Source organism: Acinetobacter sp. 742879 (genome assembly GCF_000588535.1).
In the GTDB taxonomy this organism is placed as follows: domain Bacteria; phylum Pseudomonadota; class Gammaproteobacteria; order Pseudomonadales; family Moraxellaceae; genus Acinetobacter; species Acinetobacter pittii.
The window spans coordinates 66,912-88,159 of record NZ_JFYC01000010.1 but is presented as its reverse complement, the minus strand read 5'-3'; the positions used below and the strand labels follow the sequence as shown (position 1 = coordinate 88,159).

At 39.7% G+C, this 21,248-nt stretch carries 17 protein-coding genes and 1 pseudogene; 3 read left to right on the top strand and 15 right to left on the bottom strand.

Features of this window, described 5'->3' with window-relative positions; genetic code table 11:
* Nucleotides 1-335: 335 nt before the first annotated feature.
* Entirely contained in the window at nucleotides 336-1,739 is a 1,404-nt protein-coding gene (locus J690_RS17100; protein ID WP_032037134.1) for a hypothetical protein, read from the bottom strand.
* A complete protein-coding gene (locus J690_RS17095) occupies nucleotides 1,736-4,534 on the bottom strand; it encodes a type VI secretion system Vgr family protein (RefSeq protein ID WP_032037133.1) in 2,799 nt (932 codons plus the stop codon). Before J690_RS17095 ends, J690_RS17100 begins: the two co-directional genes overlap by 4 nt.
* A gap of 261 nt (nucleotides 4,535-4,795) precedes the next feature.
* On the opposite strand from J690_RS17095, the gene J690_RS17090 reads away from it, so the two are divergent.
* Both J690_RS17090 and J690_RS24765 read left to right on the top strand, forming a co-directional pair.
* Complete coding sequence (locus J690_RS17090; RefSeq protein ID WP_032037132.1) at nucleotides 4,796-5,488, top strand: tetratricopeptide repeat protein; 693 nt, start codon at nucleotides 4,796-4,798, stop codon at nucleotides 5,486-5,488.
* A 728-nt stretch (nucleotides 5,489-6,216) separates the two neighbouring features.
* Nucleotides 6,217-6,309: pseudogene (locus J690_RS24765) on the top strand (hypothetical protein); the annotation flags it as partial.
* A gap of 104 nt (nucleotides 6,310-6,413) precedes the next feature.
* On the opposite strand, the gene J690_RS17085 reads toward J690_RS24765, so the two are convergent.
* The 12 genes from J690_RS17085 to J690_RS17040 form a co-directional block, all read right to left on the bottom strand.
* Nucleotides 6,414-6,833: an NUDIX hydrolase gene (locus J690_RS17085; RefSeq protein ID WP_032037129.1), complete on the bottom strand. Its 420-nt coding sequence runs from the start codon at nucleotides 6,831-6,833 to the stop codon at nucleotides 6,414-6,416.
* 332 nt (nucleotides 6,834-7,165) lie between these two features.
* Nucleotides 7,166-7,666 (bottom strand): NUDIX hydrolase, encoded by a 501-nt coding sequence (locus J690_RS17080; RefSeq protein WP_032037128.1) that lies wholly within the window; start codon nucleotides 7,664-7,666, stop codon nucleotides 7,166-7,168.
* A 266-nt stretch (nucleotides 7,667-7,932) separates the two neighbouring features.
* Entirely contained in the window at nucleotides 7,933-8,508 is a 576-nt protein-coding gene (locus J690_RS17075; RefSeq protein ID WP_032037126.1) for a DUF4126 domain-containing protein, read from the bottom strand.
* Nucleotides 8,509-8,631: 123 nt separating this feature from the next.
* Nucleotides 8,632-8,766 carry a zinc ribbon-containing protein gene (locus J690_RS24475; RefSeq protein ID WP_001983336.1) on the bottom strand — a complete coding sequence of 45 codons (135 nt, stop codon included), beginning with the start codon at nucleotides 8,764-8,766 and terminating at the stop codon, nucleotides 8,632-8,634.
* A gap of 377 nt (nucleotides 8,767-9,143) precedes the next feature.
* Nucleotides 9,144-9,893: a hypothetical protein gene (locus J690_RS17070; RefSeq protein ID WP_032037125.1), complete on the bottom strand. Its 750-nt coding sequence runs from the start codon at nucleotides 9,891-9,893 to the stop codon at nucleotides 9,144-9,146.
* A 4-nt stretch (nucleotides 9,894-9,897) separates the two neighbouring features.
* A complete protein-coding gene (locus J690_RS17065) occupies nucleotides 9,898-10,821 on the bottom strand; it encodes an MBL fold metallo-hydrolase (RefSeq protein WP_032037124.1) in 924 nt (307 codons plus the stop codon).
* 258 nt (nucleotides 10,822-11,079) lie between these two features.
* The gene (locus J690_RS17060) at nucleotides 11,080-11,538 is read right to left on the bottom strand and encodes a hypothetical protein (protein ID WP_032037123.1); all 459 of its coding nucleotides are present in this window, start codon (nucleotides 11,536-11,538) and stop codon (nucleotides 11,080-11,082) included.
* 79 nt (nucleotides 11,539-11,617) lie between these two features.
* Nucleotides 11,618-11,836 (bottom strand): hypothetical protein, encoded by a 219-nt coding sequence (locus J690_RS24615; RefSeq protein ID WP_032037121.1) that lies wholly within the window; start codon nucleotides 11,834-11,836, stop codon nucleotides 11,618-11,620.
* Between the two features lie 76 nt (nucleotides 11,837-11,912).
* Nucleotides 11,913-14,519 carry a Fe/S-dependent 2-methylisocitrate dehydratase AcnD gene (gene acnD, locus J690_RS17055; protein ID WP_032037119.1) on the bottom strand — a complete coding sequence of 869 codons (2,607 nt, stop codon included), beginning with the start codon at nucleotides 14,517-14,519 and terminating at the stop codon, nucleotides 11,913-11,915.
* Entirely contained in the window at nucleotides 14,519-15,676 is a 1,158-nt protein-coding gene (prpC, locus tag J690_RS17050; protein ID WP_032037117.1) for a bifunctional 2-methylcitrate synthase/citrate synthase, read from the bottom strand. Before prpC ends, acnD begins: the two co-directional genes overlap by 1 nt.
* A 259-nt stretch (nucleotides 15,677-15,935) precedes the next feature.
* A complete protein-coding gene (prpB, locus tag J690_RS17045; protein ID WP_005071840.1) occupies nucleotides 15,936-16,820 on the bottom strand; it encodes a methylisocitrate lyase in 885 nt (294 codons plus the stop codon).
* Nucleotides 16,813-17,523, bottom strand: a complete 711-nt coding sequence (locus J690_RS17040) for a GntR family transcriptional regulator (RefSeq protein WP_001153627.1) — start codon at nucleotides 17,521-17,523, stop codon at nucleotides 16,813-16,815. The genes prpB and J690_RS17040 overlap by 8 nt, the downstream gene beginning before the upstream one ends.
* A gap of 515 nt (nucleotides 17,524-18,038) precedes the next feature.
* Between J690_RS17040 and J690_RS17035 the strand changes: the two genes are divergently transcribed.
* Nucleotides 18,039-19,253 carry an amino acid aminotransferase gene (locus J690_RS17035; RefSeq protein WP_013199242.1) on the top strand — a complete coding sequence of 405 codons (1,215 nt, stop codon included), beginning with the start codon at nucleotides 18,039-18,041 and terminating at the stop codon, nucleotides 19,251-19,253.
* Between the two features lie 48 nt (nucleotides 19,254-19,301).
* On the opposite strand, the gene dld is transcribed toward J690_RS17035, so the two are convergent.
* Nucleotides 19,302-21,008 (bottom strand): D-lactate dehydrogenase, encoded by a 1,707-nt coding sequence (gene dld, locus J690_RS17030; RefSeq protein WP_032037116.1) that lies wholly within the window; start codon nucleotides 21,006-21,008, stop codon nucleotides 19,302-19,304.
* Nucleotides 21,009-21,248 lie beyond the last annotated feature (240 nt).

The window sequence follows — 21,248 nt, the reverse complement described above, 5'->3', positions numbered from 1 at the left end:
AAATTTCTTTAACAATTCTTCTAAATGTTTTTTTTCAAGAGGATAATAAAAATCCTTACCATAGAGTTTTTTAAAAGATGTACCATATTTTATATTTAAGATTTCTCGCCAAAAGACTATCGGCAATACACTAATAAAAAAGCAATTGAATGGCTCTAATGGTAATGTAAAATGTTTTTCATTATTAAAAATAATTTTACATATTCTCTTCAAATTAGAAGATATATAAATATATTGAATCAAATAAAGTATAAAAAATAAAATTAGACATAGAAGGCTAATAAACACTAAAGGCATAGTATCTATAAATAATAAAAATTTATTCATAAAATTTTTTACTTGCTAATAAAATCATAACTTTGCTCTCCTATGTAGCCCCCAATTTCCCCTCCTGCCCAACCAACCAATGCAGATGTTCCAGCCGCAAGCCCAAGTACGATCAAAGATGTACCTCCACTAGCAACAGTTAATACAATAAAAGCTCCAAGTGCACCACCAGCCAGCCCTCCAGCAAGTTTAGACGTTTCGACTACAGTTGTTTTGGTTTTTTCTTCAGGTTTTGCACTCGCAATAGCATCGCCAGCATTATAAATATCTAGAGCTAAAAATAAGTATCCTCCACCTTTTATTACTTTACTCATTTTTCCTAATTCAGTCATTTTCTCGACATATTCTTTCATTCCACCTTTGTAAGTAGTCCCCCTAGCTAATGAGGATTGATTAATAATACGTCGCATATTATTGGTTTTAATAGACTGATCCCACTTAAAAACCCCTTTTGCATACACCTGATCTAACTGTGTGTATAAATCTTTATATTTATTTCTAAACGCTTTAAAGTTCTTAGGATTAGCTAAACCTGAACCCTTTGCTCTCTCTTCAGCCATTTTTAGTGCTAATTCACCATGAATTTTATTCATTTTAGTCACCGTACCTTCATGGAATGCTAAAGTTGCATCAATTCCACCTTTAGCAATTGCCCCCCAGGCACTTTCACTATCCTTAGCATCCTTATCAAATTTTTGAACCAGAGGATGGTCATTATTCTCAAAGATATTTTTATGTGTAAGTTGAGTTCGATTATCAGCCACAGCATCATAAAGAAACTCATAATTTTGAGCAAAAAATTGCTCATCAAAATTTTTGTCCCTTTTCATTTCATCTAATTTCTTTTGGGCCTCTTGTGCTTCCTTTTTATATTTTTGCAATTCTTTGGCTGTTGTAGAATTTGATAAAATAATAACTTGCCCAGGAGTTAAGATACGAATAGGCGCCATATTTTTAATATGCGGATTATTTGCACGAAGAACGTCCCAATCAGATGCTGACAACGGTTTTTTATATACACGTTTCGACCAATCAGCCATCGTTTCAGTTTTTTTAGTAAGATACCAAGCCACTTCTCCATCATTGAGATAGATTTCTTTAATATTTTCTTTAACTTTCTTTGTAATTTCAGTTGTTGTTTTAATCGTATAAACACTATGCGCTTTTCTCTCTGGGTACGCTTTCACAGAAACTTTCTGCAAAAGTTCTCCACGTAGATAAATTTCATAAATTAAAGTGGTGTTTAAATTATTAATTTGAGTCCAACTTGTTAACCCCTGCTCATTAAAACGGCCATCGAAAACTATTTTTTTCTTATTACTATTGGTCGTTACAACAAATTTATAAGTTAAATCTTTTAACTTTAATGGAGCTTGAACATTAAGCTTTAAACGACTGAAATATGCACTCATTCCTCTGTCCCAGCCTCTTCTTCATCTGCCTGTTCAATTTCATTCATCATGACTCTTGTAGTAATGTTCTGTGAGGTTGATGTCGTTTTTAACTTCATGAACCCATCTTTATCTGTTGTCCCTCTATGGATATTTCCCTCTTCATCCAAGAAGATATAAGGCTTTCCAGACATTACCTGATTTTCTTTATTCTTGACTAAATACTGAAGCACAAAAGGATTATCAGTTTCAGGTAATTGCGGCAATGAACTATTTACACTCCCGCCCCCCATAAACACATGCTGTCCAGCCTTCACCTCAAACTTACCGCTTGTGGTCATAAAAATGCCAGAACCAGTAATTTTGACTTGAGAGCCGCCTGCGGTGAGTACAATTTCTTTGGCTGCTGTGGCCTCAATTTTGTCTTCAGTCGAAATCACCTGCACAGCTTTACGGGCAATTAAATCTGCTCCATCACCTTGAGCCTGTATCTCAACTTTGCCTTTGCCTGCATAAAGCCTCGCTCCTTCTTGCGCTGCAAAAAAGCTAATCTTGTTTTGAGCATGCGCGATTAAATTCTTTTGGCTAGACAGGTTAATACTGTCTCCAGCAGTTTGGTTTAGCTGCCCATCTGCGCTTAAATGAATGTCTTCGTTACTGCTCAGCGCGATGCTATTTGGACTCGCCAACAACATAATCGCCTCTTTAAAGGTTTTGGCTTTTGCGTTGTCTTGCTGCTCAAGTTTTTCAATAAAAGATTTTAGGTTTTCTAAATTTTCTAACGGGTCAGTTTGCTGATTTTTAGCAACTTCACTGAGTGCCTTGGCATTGTTGAGGCCGCCTTCTATTTGTTGTTTGGCCTCATTTGCGTCGAGGTGTACGCCTTGAGCTTGATCCTGTTTGTGAGTACTAACGAGTAAACCACTGCCCGCTCTTACCGCACCCCATTGGTCTGTTCTGAGTTCAAAACCTTCACCACGGCCATCACTTTCCGCTTTATCTTTTGGATGGCTTAAGTTACCGAGGTTTAATTGGCTTGCGGCATGGCTGCTTTGTAGTTGGGCACTGATTTGCCCTGTGGTGTCATCAAAACGGAGTTGGTTAAAGCCTTTGCCGTCAACTTCTTCGGAACGAATACCACTGAGCTTTTTAGTGTCAGGTAGTTGGCCTTTCTGGTCAAACTGGGTTGGATGCCGTTCAGCTTCGTGAATGCGCCCTACCACAAATGGACGGTCAATATTGCCGTCAAAGAAGTCGATCACAACAATTTCACCAACACGTGGCAGGAAGCGTGCGCCATAACCTGCACCTGCCCACGGAGTGAGTACATCCACCCAAGCCGAGTCAGTGTCATTGTCGTTACTGCCTGCTCCCCCATCATGGCTATGGTCGTCAGTTCTGGTAAACAGGAAGCGGACCTTAATACGTCCCCACTGGTCAACATGAATGCTTTCGCCCTCTAACCCCACCACTCTAGCGCGCTGCGGATGAGCGGCTGGTCGGTGCTCTAGTGGGTTATATTCAGGCACTGCTTTAATATTACGTCGAACCACGTTCAGTTCAGCATAGTGGCGCTGCTCAGGATTTTGGCTGTCGAGTTCGGCTGCCTTGAGCTTGTCTTTTGGCAACAGACGCTCAAGTTGCTGCTGTAATTCTTTCGGTAAATTATTCTGGTTATAGTAGTGCTTGCTTAAAATTAAGAATTCTTTATCAGCACTGTCATGTTGGTCGAGTTCTGGGTGTTCATTGAGTTCAAACCAGTAACCCACCTGTGCATCACGGACGTTGCCCGAAACCGTAAACTGTTTAGAACTCAAGTGATGGTAAGCATTGATGTGCTGGTTAAGCTGTTCAATCTGACTATTACCAGAAGCAGTAGCTTGGTCTTCACCATTTAGGTCTTGCATCCACGCTGGGCTAACATGCCATGCATCTTCAAGGTTTAAGCTGGCATTATCATAGTGTTGGCTGTGCTTTTGTGTGCCCTGTACGCTACCACTGCCTTCTTCTTGTTGAAGGGCATCAGCTTGCCAGCGTTGCACATGAACCGAAGTCGGCTGTAAGCTTCGCTCAGCTTTGACTTGAGTAATGGTATCGAACTGTTCTGTCGCACTGCTGCGTTGGTAGCGTAGGTTACGACGTTCAAGCGCTTGATAATTTTGGTTATCGTCAATTAAACGTAAGACTTGTGGCTGAATGGAAGCATTCGGGTCAGCGACAAAAAGCTGTGATTCATCAACCAGCCAGTTAATTCCTTCGCTACGCCACAAGCGGGTTAAAAAGTCATAGTCACTTTCGTTTGACTGCATCACAAATGGACGCACATCGTATTCTTTCGTTAAGCCTGCTGTGTCGAGCGTTAAACTTGAGGCAAATAAGGGGCTTTTGCCCTGCCATTCTTTAAACAAAATTTCGCTAATATCGCGCACGCTTTTATTCATAAACACACGGCTATTACGGCGTTTATGCCAAAGTGCAGTTGGGTCTTTTAAGGTTAAGTTATAAATGGTGAGTGAGCCGTCGCTTTGCCCTTGGCTAGCTTCGGTAATAATGCCCGTGGTTCTAAAAAACTGACCCATGTCAGTCACCTGATCTATGGCAACCTGACAGCCAATAAATTGTTTTAATGCAATATGCGCGTTTGTCGACAGACACAGTAACTCAGCAACGCTGCCTTGGTTGAGGGTATGTTCGCCCTCAATGCGTTGCAAGAAGACTTGCTGATTTAAAGACTGATTTGAGAATTGGATATGAACAGCGCGATTTTGTGAAACAAGGCCTAAACGCTCCAATATACTCGACACACTCATCTGCATTTTTATTATCAATCAAACTTATATTTAGGCCGCATTTTAATTAAAAAAAGACTAATCTGTCTATCTATACTCATTTTCAAAATGTAACTAGTCTAAATATGCAGTTTTAGGTTAATTTCTTATTAAATGAGTATTTAATCCATAAAATTTACTCATTTTAAAGTGCTATAAATCACCCAAACATATTTAATATTTTTCTTTTATATTCAAATAGATATTAAAGGAAGCAACTACTTAAATTAATAAAATTCAGGATAAGATATGAAAATAAAAAAGTCTGCTTTTTATATATTTACGGTGATTTTTTCACTTCATTCTTCAGCATTTGCGGAACCGAGTGTGGCCGATATTCAATATCGTGCAGAACAAGGGCAACCTGTGGCTCAATATCATCTGGGCATGATGCTTTTAAGCGGCGAACAAGGTGTGGTTAAAAATTATGAACAAGCGTTTAAATGGTTAACCGCGGCTGACCAAAATGGAAGCGTGGGGGCAAAATATAGTTTAGGAATGCTGTATTACACAGGTACGGGCGTCGAAAAAGATCCCAAGCGCGCTTTTGATTATTTCACCAAAGCTGCGGCCAAGGGCCATGCTAAAGCGCAATATAACTTAGGGGTGTTATACGACAGAGGTGAAGGAACTGCGCAAAATTATGTGCAGGCGTTTGAGTGGTTTAGTCGTGCTGCCAAGCAAGGCTACCCACCCGCAGAATATAATTTAGCTCATCTATATAAAAAAGGTCACGGCGTTTCACAAAGTGATGAGCAAGCGCTTAAGTGGTACACCAAAGCGGCTGAGCACAATGAAAGCGATGCCCAATACAACTTGGCCCAGATGTATTTAAATGGTGAAGGCACGCCGAAAAACCTACAACTGGCAAAGAAATGGTTTCAGCAAGCTGCCGATGCAGGCGATGTAGATGCTAAAGAAATGCTTAAAAGTTTAGAATAAGGTAGCCACCTCTATAATATTTTATTTATAAGATGATGAATCTCTATTATTAATAACATTACACCCAAAACTTATTTTATTATTTATTTTTTCTAATTAAATATAAATATTAATCCTATTATTTTAAAAATACATTTAGTTTTATTATTAAATCAAAAATATTTTAAATATTAAATTGACGTAATTAAAATCACCGATTATTATCTCGTTTCTGGCCTACATTGCCAGTCGGTTTTGACAGACCGTTGATCCACGGCGGGTTATAGTACAATCTATAAGTCGTTAGACCCTTGCGTCCCCTTTTCTTTGCGGTAGGACGGATGGGGGACGCCCCGTGCGTGCTGGTTCCATGGATCCCAGTCTGTCAACCCCCTTTCGTTCTACCACCATAAATTAATTCGCGGTAATCTGGTGGTAGGACTCCATAAATTATAAGGAGTTGATCATGACACTTTTCAAACTTATTCCCTCTTTAGATTAATTATTTTATTTATTTAAAATTTAGGTTTTCTATTGTCTATTTTTTAAATTTACAAATTACTTTTATTTTAAAAATTTAATTATTTTATTTTCCTATATACATGGGAGGATTAATTATTACCTAAAAATTATTTTAATCCTTAAAACTAATTATATTTCAAACCACTCATAGATATAAATCATTATGAGAATAATATGACAATTTATAAACCTATTTTGGCTTTAAATTTGGTTCTAAGCAGCTACGGTTTTTCAGTTTGCAAAGTCTTGTTCTCCCACGGGACTTTGCCCCTACTTTCTTTAGCGTCATGCAGCGGTGTGACAAAAGTAGTCTGGGCTAAGTGTTAGGTTTAGCTCCTTTATCTCTGTGCTGCAATGGTTTATTACTTTAAATCAGCGCAAAAGATTAAAGTCTGTTGTGGCACAGAGGCCTAAAGTTGTTTGGTCAGTTGAGCTGATATTTAGATTTAATGAATTCAAATAATTCTTTAAAAAGAGGATGCCAGTCTTCTGTTGGAGGACTCAAAAAAGAGTGCCAGAAAAAATCGAAAGTTAATCCATTATCATCTTCACAAAAATGTGACCATTTATCTTTTAAAGCCTCGTGTGTACTACACACAAAAACATGCCAATCAGGCCCTTCCTCTGAAGGAATATGTTTACCTAGGTATGAATGAATTTGAGCACTCTTTATTCCAGATTCTTCATAAAGCTCGCGCAAAGCTGCTTGTTCCAATTGTTCTTGATGCTCCACAGTGCCTTTAACGATTTGAATTCCTGCTAACGGATGTCTAAATACTAAAATCTCCAAGTTATTATTAATTTCCCTAAATACCACAGGAACCACTTTTTCTATTAAAGTCATGATCACTTTCTTCTTTAAATTTAATTACATATTATAGAGCTTAGTTAGAGTTCTAATACGTTCTTGACGATGTAAATCCTAAGTTTACATAAAGCAATTAACTTCTTTGTACGTTTTAACCTACAAACTTTTAGGGATTTTGCGGATTGGCGTCCCCCTACTTTTTTCCTAATATGAACTCATACAGGAACAGGATGTTCCGGAACATAAAACAACAATAATAGGTTCATGCACCAGGAGCGTGAGATACGACAGGAGTCATATCTAGCAACCAAATACGAAAAAGCTCGACAGGATGTCGGGCTTTTTTTATATCTGAATATTAGGAGATTTTAGGGGTTAAAAATCTCAGGTAGACTCTCTGCAAGAATTTTAGGAATGTTGTTTGGATAAACAATCTCGTCAGTTTGACTTAGTTCATCAAATGTCCACCAACGACTTTTACTAATCACAAGTTTTTCTTGTTCAGTCCAGTTTGCTGTATTCACTTCTTCATTTTTAATAAAAACAATAAAAAGTCTTTCATCAGAAATCACAATTTCTGCACTTGGTAACATCATTTCAAAATTGCGTGTTGCAACATGAGTGCCTACATTTTGTCGTACTACGCCCAACTCTTCATAAAGCTCTCGGCAAGCTGCTTGCTCGAAGGTTTCCCCTTCTTCAAGCCCGCCACCTACGGTTGCCCAATGGGATTGTCCAGCTAAGGCATCATTTGTATGAGTGAATTGAAATAATAGGATTTGATGACTTTCATTAATAACTAATAGTCTTGAAGACTTTCTAATACGCATTTGATTTTTTCTTGAAGCAACAAGATAGCTATTATTCATATTCACTTTGAAAAGTTAAATCATTTCGCCATGTACGTTTTAACCTACAAACTTTTAGGGATTTTGCGGATTGGCGACATCCTTCTTTTTTCCTAATATGAACTCATACAGGAACAGGATGTTCCGGAACATAAAACAACAATAATAGGTTCAAGCACCAGGAGCGTGAGATACGACAGGAGTCATATCTAGTACCCAAATACGAAAAAGCCCAACAGGATGTTGGGCTTTTTTTATGGTCATTTAAAAATGATATTAAAGCTAACCTATAGCGGACTATGTGCCTGTTCTTGCTTTTTATGACGTATCCAACGTATTGCCAAAATAACAGCAATAACCACCACTACCGCAACAAGCGCAGGAACTAACAAAGCTGAAACTGAAAGTAAGATTGCCCCAATCCACTCCCCTGTAGCAACAACAAAATTCCCTAACCCACCTGTGGTTGCAGTTGAAACACCGCGCGCAGCGACTGTACTCATTTGCACCACCCCTGCCGTACCACCGCCCACAATAATCGCTGCCGCCCAACCTGCGAACTGTGACATCTCACCACTAGTCACTGCCATGGTCGTTAACGTACCAGCAATCATGGCCGCAGGAGTCGCGACTGTATCTAAAGCATTGTCGACCCATGGAATATAATAGGCTGCAACTTCACAGACTGTTGCCACAGCTAAAGCCAAGCAAACCGATGGCATAGCCAACCACTCAAAACCTTTTGATGGTTCAAACCATCCCATCATGGTGGCAATGCTCATGACCAACAACGGCACAAACACGCGAAAACCGCAGGCAGCGCTCAGCCCCACGCCAATACATAAACCCAATATTGTTTCCATAACGGTTTCCTTCTTTATGCCCATCACGGGTCTTGTTATGTAAGTCTTATTTTTAAATTAACAAAAAGCCCCATCGGGTGACAGGGCTTTTTGTTAAATGCGAACGCAAATATTATTTCATTCTTAACGTTTAAATTGCGTGCAATAGCATTTTGTGCAAGGTGGTAAAGGGTCGGTATTAATTTCTAAAAACACTCTATGTCCGCACTGAGCACAGAAGTAGAAGCCTGTTCCGGGTTTTTCGCCAGCTGTTACCATGATTACATTCCTATAATCGTATATATATTAAACAGGAATATAACCCACTTAAAGTGAATGTCAATTGTCCATTTCGCCCGATGATGATGGCATAAATGCAAAAAATGTTATTTGTACGATTTATCTTACACAGATTTAGGGATTTAGCGGATTGGCTACCCTCTGCTTTTTTTCTAATATGAACTCATACAGGAACAGGACGTTCCGGAACATAAAACAACAATAATAGGTTCATGCATCAGGATCGTGAGATACGACAGGAGTCATATCTAGCAACCAAATACGAAAAAGCCCGACAGGATGTCGGGCTTTTTTATTCTTAGTTTTTACCCAATAGGGGCTTTCGGAAACCTCATTGAGTAATGGATATATATATTTTATTGGATATCTTCACAAGCAGCATATAACCGTTTTGCATATGCTATTCCTCTGATTTTAACCCATTTCTCATTTATCATAAAAATCCATATTAATAAAAAAATAATATGTATAGCTAGCAATACATAATAAGATGATGGGATTTTCTTCAACTCATTAATACTACCCAAACCTATAGAGATATTTAAAAATATAAATGTAATAGAAATTAAAAAAGATATAACAACTACAGTAATAGCTGTTTTCTTAAATGCCAACAAATTTCTACTAAACCCATATGCAATATTTTCACTAAAAATTAATGAATACTTTTCAACATTACGCGTATATTCCCTCATAAAACTAGAAGCAGAATTGTAATAATCATCAGCATCATTAGGATGCTGCATCTCATAACTTTCTGTAATCTTCTTAAAATTAGGTATTAGCTTATTTAGTTTAGATCTATAACGTTGTTTAGTATATTTATCTAAGCTTTCATCTGAATATCGCAAAATTATTGTTGTTGGAGCACCACCCCACTTTTTAAACAATTTTATTTGCAATTCATTTCCAACTGATGACATTTGATTAGCAAAAAAATTTACAACTCCGCACGTTACAAAAATTCCAACTAAACTCCCTAATAAGGTTCTTAATGGTTCAATTAAAATGTATGCAGTTACTACTACGGGTAATATAATAAACAATGCAGGTTTTACACGAGCATTAAAACTATATTTATCAAAAAGCTTATCTAAGGAGAACATAAAGTTACTCCATATTTTCCAAAGTATATTCTGTTTCCACCTCGATACTCCCTACATAATAATTAAATTTAGATTTATTCTTATTTTGAAGTTTTTCAAATAAAGGGTTCGATGGAGTATAGCCCTCCTTAGATGAGTAGATATGTACCCATTTATCTTCACATTCAAATGTAATATTTTCTGCTTTATTCTGTGTTATTTTTCCATACCCCGTATAATAATGTAGATGACGGGATGGAGCTTCACCAATTACTATGATTTGAGGATCTAGCTTTTCTAACCATGAATTAGGTATCTTTCCTGATTCTCTACCATGATGTGATGCAAATACAACTGTCGTCTTCGTTAACTCTATTTCATCAGCAATTTCCTCCATAAAATCATTTTCTAAATCACCAATCCACAAAAAACTAGCGCTCTCATTTATACTGTACCTAATTACAGCTGATATATTATTAGGACTACCTCCATTTTCACACTCATCTAAAGCATTCTTAAATTTTTCATTGTCCAATTTAGGCCATAATATTGAAATTCCAGCCCCACCACGCTCGTCATCACTTTGGTTCATCCATTTTCTTTTGCAATTTTTATATAAGTAGAAAGCTTTATCACCATCTCTTAATTTACAATAATGTTTAAATGACTCAGTTTCCGTACTTTTAGTTGCTTTATTCTTTACAACATAAAAATTAATAATAGGCATTTTCTCATCTAAATATTCAATTCCGCCAAAATGATCTTGGTCAGGATGAGTTGAAATAAATCTAGTAATTCCCTTATCTTTACTTTGTGCTTTAAACTCATCAATTATTTGATCTCTATTTTCATCGGAGAGATTACAATCAATTATTGTAAAGTTATCACTACCATGTCTTATATAAAATGTATCACCGTTATCTACTGCAAAGCTTTTAACAATAGCCATACTTTTCCCCTTAAAATATATAAATAAAAACCCCACTTTCAATATAGATTTTTTTTTGAACAATATCAATAATCTTTAACTAAAGTATTAAGCCAATTATTCATATAAAACTGCTTAAGCAAACCATGCAATACACAGCTCACTTTATAAACAAAAACTTCTTCTGTACGACTTATCTTACACAGTTTTATGGATTTAGCGGATTAGCTACTCTCTGCTTTTTTATGGTTATTAATAATTTTACTTTTTTTAAATAAACTATAGTTGTTTAAAAAGCACTAGAATAAAAAAAACCATCGTAAAAAAGAAACAATAATTATTACAAACAATCTTCAATCCATTTTTTCTGAAATTGAAATATCTATTTTCAATTTCAACTAATTTGTTCAAAGCATTATTTTTATCATCCGCTGATAAATCAGTTCGCTCAACTTCATTTTTATAATATGAAAACAAATCCTTAAACGTTTTACCGCCTCCCTCTTCTGATAATTCGGCTGCCTCTTTCCACAACTTAGAAGTTGAAAGATAGTAAAAAAAGAAAAGAACTATTCCTATTAATGCTAATATCTTTATAGATTTTTGCTCATTAGGTATACCTATCCAACCCATTATTGAAAGAAATAACCATATACTATGTTCATTTAACTTTACAAAATAATCTCTTACAGCCTTATTTAGCAACTCAATTCTTTCAAAAATGTTTTCAACAGACATATTTGTACTTAGCCAAAAAATTAAACTTAATATTAAAAACTCTTACCCTTAATATTTTTATTGAATTCTAATAATTAAATTATTCATATAGAGTTTTAGCGTATCTCATAATATAAGAATTTAGACCATCTCCATTTCTAGCTAGTTGTTTCATATCTTCAACTCGGCCCGCGCCTGCACTTCTATAACTATAAGTATAAATTTTAAAGGTCCTATCAAACTGCACTCTTATATATGTATCACCAATTTCATATGCGTGAATTCCAGAATCACCGTCTAAATCTAAATATCTTTCCACTATTACGCTCAATAAAAAACCCCATCATTAAGATAGGGCTTTTTTTGAACAATATCAATTATCCTTAACTAAAGTATTAAGCCACTTGGCCTTCTAAAAAGTCTTGTGCAAAACGTTGTAATACACCACCCGCTTCATATACAGAAACTTCTTCTTCTGTATCTAAACGGCAAGTCACAGGCACTTCAACAATCTCTTCTTTACCATCTGATGTGGCACGTTCAATCACTAAAGTTAAAGTCGAACGCGGCGCAATATTACCAATCACGCTATAAAGCTCTGTACCATCTAGTTTTAAAGTCTTGCGGTTTACGCCCGGTTTAAACTCAAGCGGTAACACGCCCATACCCACCAAGTTGGTACGGTGAATACGCTCAAAACCTTCTGCCACAATTGCTTCAACACCTGCAAGGCGTACCCCTTTCGCAGCCCAGTCACGGCTTGAACCCTGACCGTAGTCAGCACCCGCGATAATAATTAACGGCTGTTTACGGTTCATGTAGGTTTCAATTGCTTCCCACATACGCATTACTTCGCCTTCTGGCTCTACACGCGCTTTTGAACCTTGCTTAATGGTGCCGTCTGAGCGAACTACCATTTCGTTATACAGTTTCGGGTTGGCAAATGTTGCACGTTGTGCAGTCAAATGGTCACCACGGTGCGTTGCGTATGAGTTAAAGTCTTCTTCTGGTACGCCCATTTTGTGAAGGTATTCACCCGCAGCCGAGTCCATCAAAATCGCATTTGAAGGCGACAAGTGGTCGGTAGTGATGTTGTCACCCAAAATCGCAAGTGGACGCATGTTCGCTAAAGTACGTGGTGCAGCCAACGCCCCTTCCCAATATGGCGGACGGCGGATGTAAGTACTTTGTGGACGCCAGTCATAAAGCGGACTTTCGGCCTCTACGGTTACACCTAAGTCAAACATTGGAATGTAGACTTTACGGAACTGTTCAGGCTTCACAGCTTCTTTAACTAAGGCATCAATTTCAGCGTCAGATGGCCAAATGTCTTTGAGGTAAATTGGGTTACCGTCTTTGTCATGACCTAACGCATCTTTTTCGATGTCAAAACGAATCGTACCCGCGATTGCATACGCCACGACAAGCGGTGGAGATGCCAAGAATGCTTGTTTTGCATAAGGATGGATACGGCCATCGAAGTTACGGTTACCAGAGAGTACTGCTGTTGCGTACAAGTCACGGTCAATAATTTCTTGCTGGATGACTGGATCTAACGCACCCGACATACCGTTACACGTTGTACAAGCGTAAGCCACAATACCAAAACCAAGTTTCTCTAAGTCTTTTAGAACACCTGCTTCTTCAAGGTAAAGTGCAGCCGCTTTTGAACCTGGTGCAAATGATGATTTCACCCAAGGTTTACGAACCAAACCAAGCTCATTTGCCTTACGTGCCAACAAGCCTGCCGCCACGGTATTACGTGGGTTAGAAGTGTTAGTACATGAAGTAATTGCAGCAATAATGATTGCTCCATCTGGCATTAAGCCGTCAGAACGGTTTTCAACAACGCCTGCAATGCCTTTTTCTTTTAAGTCCGCAGTTGAAACGCGTGCATGTGGGTTTGATGGACCAGCAATGTTACGGGTTACTTTTGATAGATCAAAACGAAGTACACGTGGGTACTCTGCTTTGGTCATGTCAGATGCCCAAAGGCCGATTTCTTTTGCGTACTGTTCAACCAATGCCACTTGAGCATCTTCACGGCCTGTTAGGCGTAAGTAGTCAATCGTGTTTTGGTCGATGTAGAACATCGCAGCTGTAGCGCCATACTCAGGTGTCATGTTCGAAATGGTTGCGCGATCACCCACAGACATGCTGTCAGCGCCTTCACCAAAGAACTCAAGGTATGCACCAACAACGCGTTCTTTACGCAAGAATTCAGTTAGAGCAAGTACGATATCTGTTGCAGTAATGCCTGCTTGACGTTGACCTACAAACTCAACACCAATAATGTCTGGCAGACGCATCCAAGATGCGCGGCCCAACATTACGTTTTCAGCTTCTAAGCCACCAACACCCACAGAAATTACGCCAAGCGCATCGGTATGTGGTGTATGTGAGTCTGTACCGACACATGTGTCTGGGAATGCCACACCATCACGCGCCTGAATCACCGGAGACATTTTCTCTAGGTTAATCTGGTGCATAATGCCGTTCCCCGCAGGGATCACATCGACATTTTTAAATGCAGTTTTGGTCCACTCAATAAAGTGGAAACGGTCTTCATTACGACGGTCTTCAACAGCACGGTTTTTTACAAAAGCGTCTGGGTCAGCACCACCGTACTCCACTGCTAAAGAGTGGTCGACAATCAGCTGAGTCGGCACAACTGGGTTGACTTTAGATGGGTCACCGCCTTTGTCAGCAATCGCATCACGTAAACCTGCAAGGTCAACCAAAGCTGTTTGACCCAAGATGTCATGACACACCACGCGTGCAGGGTACCAAGGAAAGTCCAAGTCCTGACGGCGTTCAATCAACTGCGTTAAATAAGCAGTTAAGTTCTCGGCATCGGCACGGCGTACCAATTGCTCTGCGAGTACTTTAGAGGTGTAAGGCAGTTTTTCGTATGCGCCTGGCTGAATATCTTCAACGGCTTGACGCACGTCGTAATATTCAAGCTGGGTACCTGCCAGCGGTTTACGGTATTTTGTGTTCATTAACCACGCTCCGCCAATGGTTTAAATTCGAGGTTTTCAGGACCTGTGTAGTTCGCGCTTGGACGAATGATTTTGCCGTCTTGACGTTGTTCGATCACGTGTGCTGACCAGCCTGCTGTACGTGCAATCACGAACAATGGTGTGAACATTGCAGTTGGAACACCCATTAAGTGATAGCTCACCGCACTGAACCAGTCGAGGTTCGGGAACATATTTTTCACTTCTTTCATCACTGCTTCTAAACGCTCAGCGATGAGGTACATTTTGGTGTTCTCTTGTGTTTCTGCTAAGTCGTGCGCAACTTTCTTGATCACTTCGTTACGTGGGTCAGAAACTGTATAGACAGGGTGACCAAAACCGATTACGACTTCTTTATTTTCAACACGTTTACGGATGTCAGCTTCTGCTTCGTCTGCGTTGTCGTAACGCTGTTGAATGACGAATGCAACTTCGTTTGCACCACCATGTTTAGGTCCACGAAGCGCACCAATACCACCAGTAATTGCTGAGTACATGTCAGAACCTGTACCTGCAACTACACGTGACGTAAATGTAGACGCGTTAAACTCGTGCTCAGCATACAAAATAAGAGAGGTATGCATTGCTTGAATCCATTCTTCAGATGGTTTTTCGCCATGAAGTAAATGTAAGAAATGTGCTGCAATTGAGTCGTCATCTGTTTCAACTTCAATACGACGACCGTTGTTGCTGAAGTGGTACCAATAAAGCAGCATTGAACCTAGGCTTGCCATTAATTTGTCAGCAATGTCTTTTGCGCCAGCTTCGTTGTGGTCTTCATGTTCTGGTGTTAAACAACCTAGCACTGACACACCTGTACGCATCACATCCATTGGGTGTGCAGACGGTGGTAATTGTTCAAGTGCAGTTTTAAGTGCTGCAGGTAAGCCACGAAGTGCTTTTAATTTTGCTTTATAGGCTTTGAGTTCAGCTTTGTTTGGTAATTTGCCATGTACGAGCAAGTGAGCAACTTCTTCAAACTGGCTACCCGCTGCAAGGTCAAGAATGTCATAGCCACGATAGTGCAAGTCGTTACCGCTACGTCCTACGGTACAAAGTGCTGTGTTGCCTGCAACTTGTCCGCTAAGTGCAACTGATTTTTTTGGTTTGAAGCCTGTTGTTGTTTCATTTGAGCTCATAGAATCATCCTTTATATCAACCAGAATTTGTTGTTTGTTCAATTTTTACTTGGGTAAAAACGCGACAGCGTCTTGCCGAGTTCTCATCCAATTTTTGGATTAACCTGCCGTTCGCCTTACTTTTCACGGATGAAAAGTAAGCAAAAATCCTTGTTGGTCTGACGATATATCCCTATATCGCAGTCCAACGTAGCGGCATCCATGCCGCCCTCACGATAGCCAAGACCATCGCTTCCCCTTCTTTTAAAAGAAGGTTGGTTTATTTCTTTTTAGCAAATGCATTGTCTAAGTAGTCTTCAAACGCGTAGTAATTAATGCGTTCATATAACTCTTTACGCGTCTGCATAATATCAATCACGTTCTTTTGCGTGCCTTCTTTACGTAAGGTTTCATACACAGTTTCGGCTGCCTTGTTCATGGCACGGAAAGCAGAAAGTGGATAAAGCGCAAGGCTTACATCGGCAGATGCTAACTCTTCAGTGGTAAACAGTGGTGTAGACCCAAACTCGGTAATGTTTGCCAAAATTGGTGCGCCAGTCTTCTGAGCAAATTGCTTGTACATATCAAGCTCGGTAATTGCTTCAGGGAACAACATGTCTGCACCCGCTTCAATGTAGGCACCCGCACGGTCAATTGCAGCTTGCAAGCCATCTACTGCCAATGCATCTGTACGTGCCATAATCACGAAGCTGTCATCACCACGCGCATCAACCGCTGCTTTAATACGGTCAACCATTTCTTCTTGAGTCACAATGGCTTTGTTCGGGCGGTGTCCACAACGTTTTGCGCCTACTTGGTCTTCAATGTGCATTGCCGCAGCACCAAACTTGATCAGTGCTTTTGTAGTACGCGCAATATTAAATGCAGAAGCACCAAAACCTGTGTCGGCATCGACTAATAATGGAAGATCACATACATCAGTAATACGGCGTACGTCTGTCAACACATCATCAAGGTTACTAATTCCCAAATCAGGTAAGCCTAAAGAACCAGCGGCTACACCACCACCTGATAAGTAAATCGCTTTATAACCTGCACGTTTTGCCAAAAGTGCATGATTGGCATTGATGGTTCCAACCACTTGTAATGGCTTTTCTTGGGCTACTGCATCGCGAAATAGCTGACCTGCGGATTGTTTAGCCATTGTTATGTTCTCCTTGTGCTTGTAGCAGTGTTTGCTCAATAATTTTGTAAGAAGCATTGATATGTCGATGCATGAGCAGCTCGGCAAGTTCACCATCGCCTTCTGCAATTGCATCTAAAATACGGATATGTTCGTCCCAAGCTTTGCTCGGTCGATCGGGTGTGTTTGAAAACTGAATTCGGTACATACGGATGAGGTGATAAAGCTCATCACATAGCATTTTTTCTAGCGTTTTATTGCCACTACTTTTGATAATGCAGTAGTGAAAATCGTCCTGCCCTTCTTGCAAGTAATATCCCTTACCTGCTTTAAAGTTTTCATCTTCGGCATGCATACGTAAAACATCACGCAGCGCCAAAATTTGCTTTTTATCAATATGCTGAGCAGCAAGTTTGCAGGCCAAACCTTCTAAAGATGCACGAATCTGGTAAAGCTCTTTAAACTGTTGCAGTGAGAGCGAAACCACGCGCGCGCCCACATGAGCTGTGCGCTCAACCAAACGTTGACCTTCAAGGCGATGAATTGCTTCACGCAAAGGCCCACGACTAATGCCGTAAGTGCGTGCCAGTTCAGGCTCGGAAATCTTGCTGCCTGCCGGAATTTGACCCAAAACAATCGCCGTCTGTATTTGCTTAAATACATTCTCGGTCAGTGTTCTTCCCTGACTTTGTAATGGCTCTGGTGCGAAGGTCAAATCTTGCATATTGTCGACAATTTTTAATCAATTATGAGTTTTATAGCGGTATGAATGAAAAAAATCAAGGTGATTGTTGACACTTTACAGAACGCATCAGGTCAATTTTTATCGTTAGGACTGACATTTCACCTTATATTTAAAGCATTACCTCACTTACTATTTAATATTTATAAAACAATTGTTTAGGGTTATTTTATCCATGGTTTTATGACTATTTCTCACTTGCTTTTCGACCGCTAATCTTTTGTTTCAAACTTTAGTCTACAACCAATGTATTACAGCAAGATTGTAGACAATCTGTTTGAATGAAAGCATGAGTTATAAATTAGTATCTATTTACCGTAATTTCTTTTAAATCTTTTTATCATTTTCATCCAGAAAATATCGATATTAGTGAAATTATCAGGTGCTTCACGGTAGCTTTATTGATACATTATTGAGCATCGACATAGTTGTGGCGTATTTTTCGAGACAGAAAAAACCCAGCACTATGCATATTGTTGAATGAAAGGACTTTTTTGATGTTTCAACATATCCCCCCATACGCAGGCGATCCAATCCTCTCTTTAATGGAACAGTTCAATGCTGATACTCGTTCTGGAAAAGTAAACTTGAGTATTGGTCTTTACTATAACGAAGACAGCATTGTTCCTCAGTTAGAGACCATTATTGAAGCGCAAAAGCGTATCGAGCCTAAAAACGGTAAAACCAAACTTTATTTGCCAATGGAAGGCTTCAAACCTTACCGTGAAGCAATTCAAGCACTTTTATTTGGTGCAAACAGTCCAGCAGTTAAAGCTGGCCGTGCTGTAACCATCCAAACACTTGGTGGTTCAGGTGCATTGAAAGTTGGTGCGGATTTCTTAAAAACTTATTTCCCAAATTCAGACGTTTGGGTAAGCCAACCAACTTGGGATAACCACGTTGCGATTTTCAATGGCGCTGGCATCAAGACTCATTTCTACCCATATTTCGATAACGAAACGCGTGGTGTAGATTTTGACGGTATGCTTTCAACACTTAAAACTTTGCCTGAGCAAAGCATTGTGTTGTTGCACCCATGCTGCCATAACCCAACGGGTGCTGACTTAAACCCAGCGCAATGGGACCAAGTGATTGCAGTATTAAAAGACCGTAACCTTATTCCATTCCTAGACATCGCTTACCAAGGTTTTGGTGACGGTATGGAAGAAGATGCGTATGCAATCCGTGCTTTAGACCAAGCAGGTCTAAACTTCATTGTGAGCAACTCGTTCTCTAAAATCTTCTCTTTATATGGCGAGCGCGTTGGCGGCTTAACTTTCGTATGTGACGATGCAGAAGCTGCTCAGTGCACATTCGGTCAGTTAAAAGCAACTGTACGCCGTATTTACTCTAGCCCTCCTACAACAGGTGCTTGGTTAGTTGATGAAGTGTTAAATGACGCTGAACTTAACCAACAATGGCAAGGTGAAGTGAAAGAGATGCGTGAGCGTATTATTAAAATGCGTAGCATCTTGAAAGACGAACTTACTAAAGCATTACCAGACCGTGACTTTAGCTACCTTGTAAACCAAAAAGGTATGTTCAGTTACACAGGTTTAACTGCTGAGCAAGTGGATATCTTGCGTGAAGAATATGCAATCTACTTAGTACGTAGTGGCCGTATTTGTGTAGCAGGTTTAAACATGAACAATGTTTACACTGTTGCTAAAGCAGTTGCAGAAGTACTTGCTAAATCAACAGAAGCGGCATAATACATCTATAAAAAAAGGCGCTTCGGCGCCTTTTTTTATGTCTCGATATTACGATTTAGCCTTGCCCCAATATTTCAGTTTTGAGGTATGTCCAATCCCCACATTAAAGCTGTTGGTTGGGTCGAGTTTTTGATAGAAATTCGCTAAGGCAGGCTTGGCAATGTAAAGGTGCCCAACATTATGCTCTGCTGGATATTCAGCACGGCGCGCATCGAGTAATTTCCACATTTGATGTTCCATTTCTAAAGGGTCATTGCCCTTTTTAAGAATATAGTCTTGATGGAACACATGACAAAAGAAATGCCCATAATAGAGTTTATGGAGAATTTTGTTTTCCATCTCGGCTGGTAGTTGCTCTACCCATTCGCGGTCATTACGACGTAACGCAATATCAAGCGCTACAATATCTTCAACTTCACTACGGTGCGTATCACGATAACGAATTGCCGCCCCCGCAATCGCAAAGCGGTGCAAGAAGGCCTTTCGGCCTTCCTCTTCGCTACATACGAAATAGCTACCTGACTGATGCACTGCAAAATATTCTTTTAAAAACTGCTCGGTTTGAGCTTTTGAATTATTTTCAACACGCAGCACTAAATGGTGCTCATAACGATCTCGATATTCGGTCATACGCTTCGGCAAATGGCTCGGTAAAAAGAAGGTAATCGCTTGTAAAATATGATCCGTTAAGCCTTTAATTTTGAATCTTTCTAAAAAGCCATCGACTTTATCTTTCATCGCAAAAGCTTTTGGAACATTGGCTGTGCCAAATTTCTCAATAAATAAGAATGTGTCTTTTCCATACTTTTCACCAATCAGGTAAGCATCTCGGTGAATATATTCACCCGCAATCGGCAGGCTTGGCAGTGAGGGCAGTAAGTAACGACGAATCGCTGTTAAGTCATCGGCATCATTAGTACCAATATAAAAAACATTGCTCTCTACTTTTTCATAGGTATCAAGGCGTACCGCAAACACACAGACTTTCCCAGCCGAACCCGATGCTTCAAACAAACGTGACGGGTCTGCATTAAACCGAGCAGGCGTATCTTCATCAACTTGCGTCACATCATGCGCATAGCGATGGTCAGATGCCTGCTTTTCACTATCATCTAAAATATCTGTGGCTTGGTATTGCTGTTTCTCTAAACGAGTCAAAATCTCTTCAGTAGTCGAGCCTAAATTCACCCCTAAATGGTTCACCAGTTCTAACTGACCAGTAGCGTTCACCTGAGCATATAACGCCAGTTCAGTATACGCAGGTCCACGGCGTACCAATGCACCGCCCGAGTTATTACACACACCGCCTAGTACTGATGCCCCAATACAAGATGAACCAATCACCGAATGAGGTTCACGGTCATAGCCCTTTAAAATTTGCTCTAAATTATCTAAGGTCGCACCCGGTAAACAAATCACTTGCTTACCGTCATGAATGACCTGAATGCCCTTTAATCGGCGCGTACTCATGACCAACACAGGACGATCATAATCATCGCCATATGGCGTTGAACCACCAGTGAGTCCTGTATTTGCTGCCTGCATAATCACAATACAGTCTGCATCAATTGCAGCCTGCAACACTTGCCATTGCTCTAGCAAGGTACCCGGCACCACCACAGCAAGTACTTTCCCCTCACCAAAACGACGACCTTGACGATATTGACGCGTACTTTGGTCATCGGTCAAAACATAAGAACGCCCTACAATATTTTGTAAGCGTTCGATCACTGCTTGAGGAGAAAATGTTTGCATGATGGTTTCCTTTTGGTCATCCATTTATCAAATTAGACCAACACGACGGGATCTTACCGTTTGTAATTTATAATTTAATTAGCTCATTCTCTAATGGGAATCAGCCCTATATTTACTATCGTGGTTGGCGGCAGGGATGCCGCCTGTTGAGCAACTGTACAAGGAAGTGCGGTTTGCTCAACAAAAGGTTTTTGGTTACTTTTGACCTTTCAAAAGTGACAAATGCCTATACGCAAAACA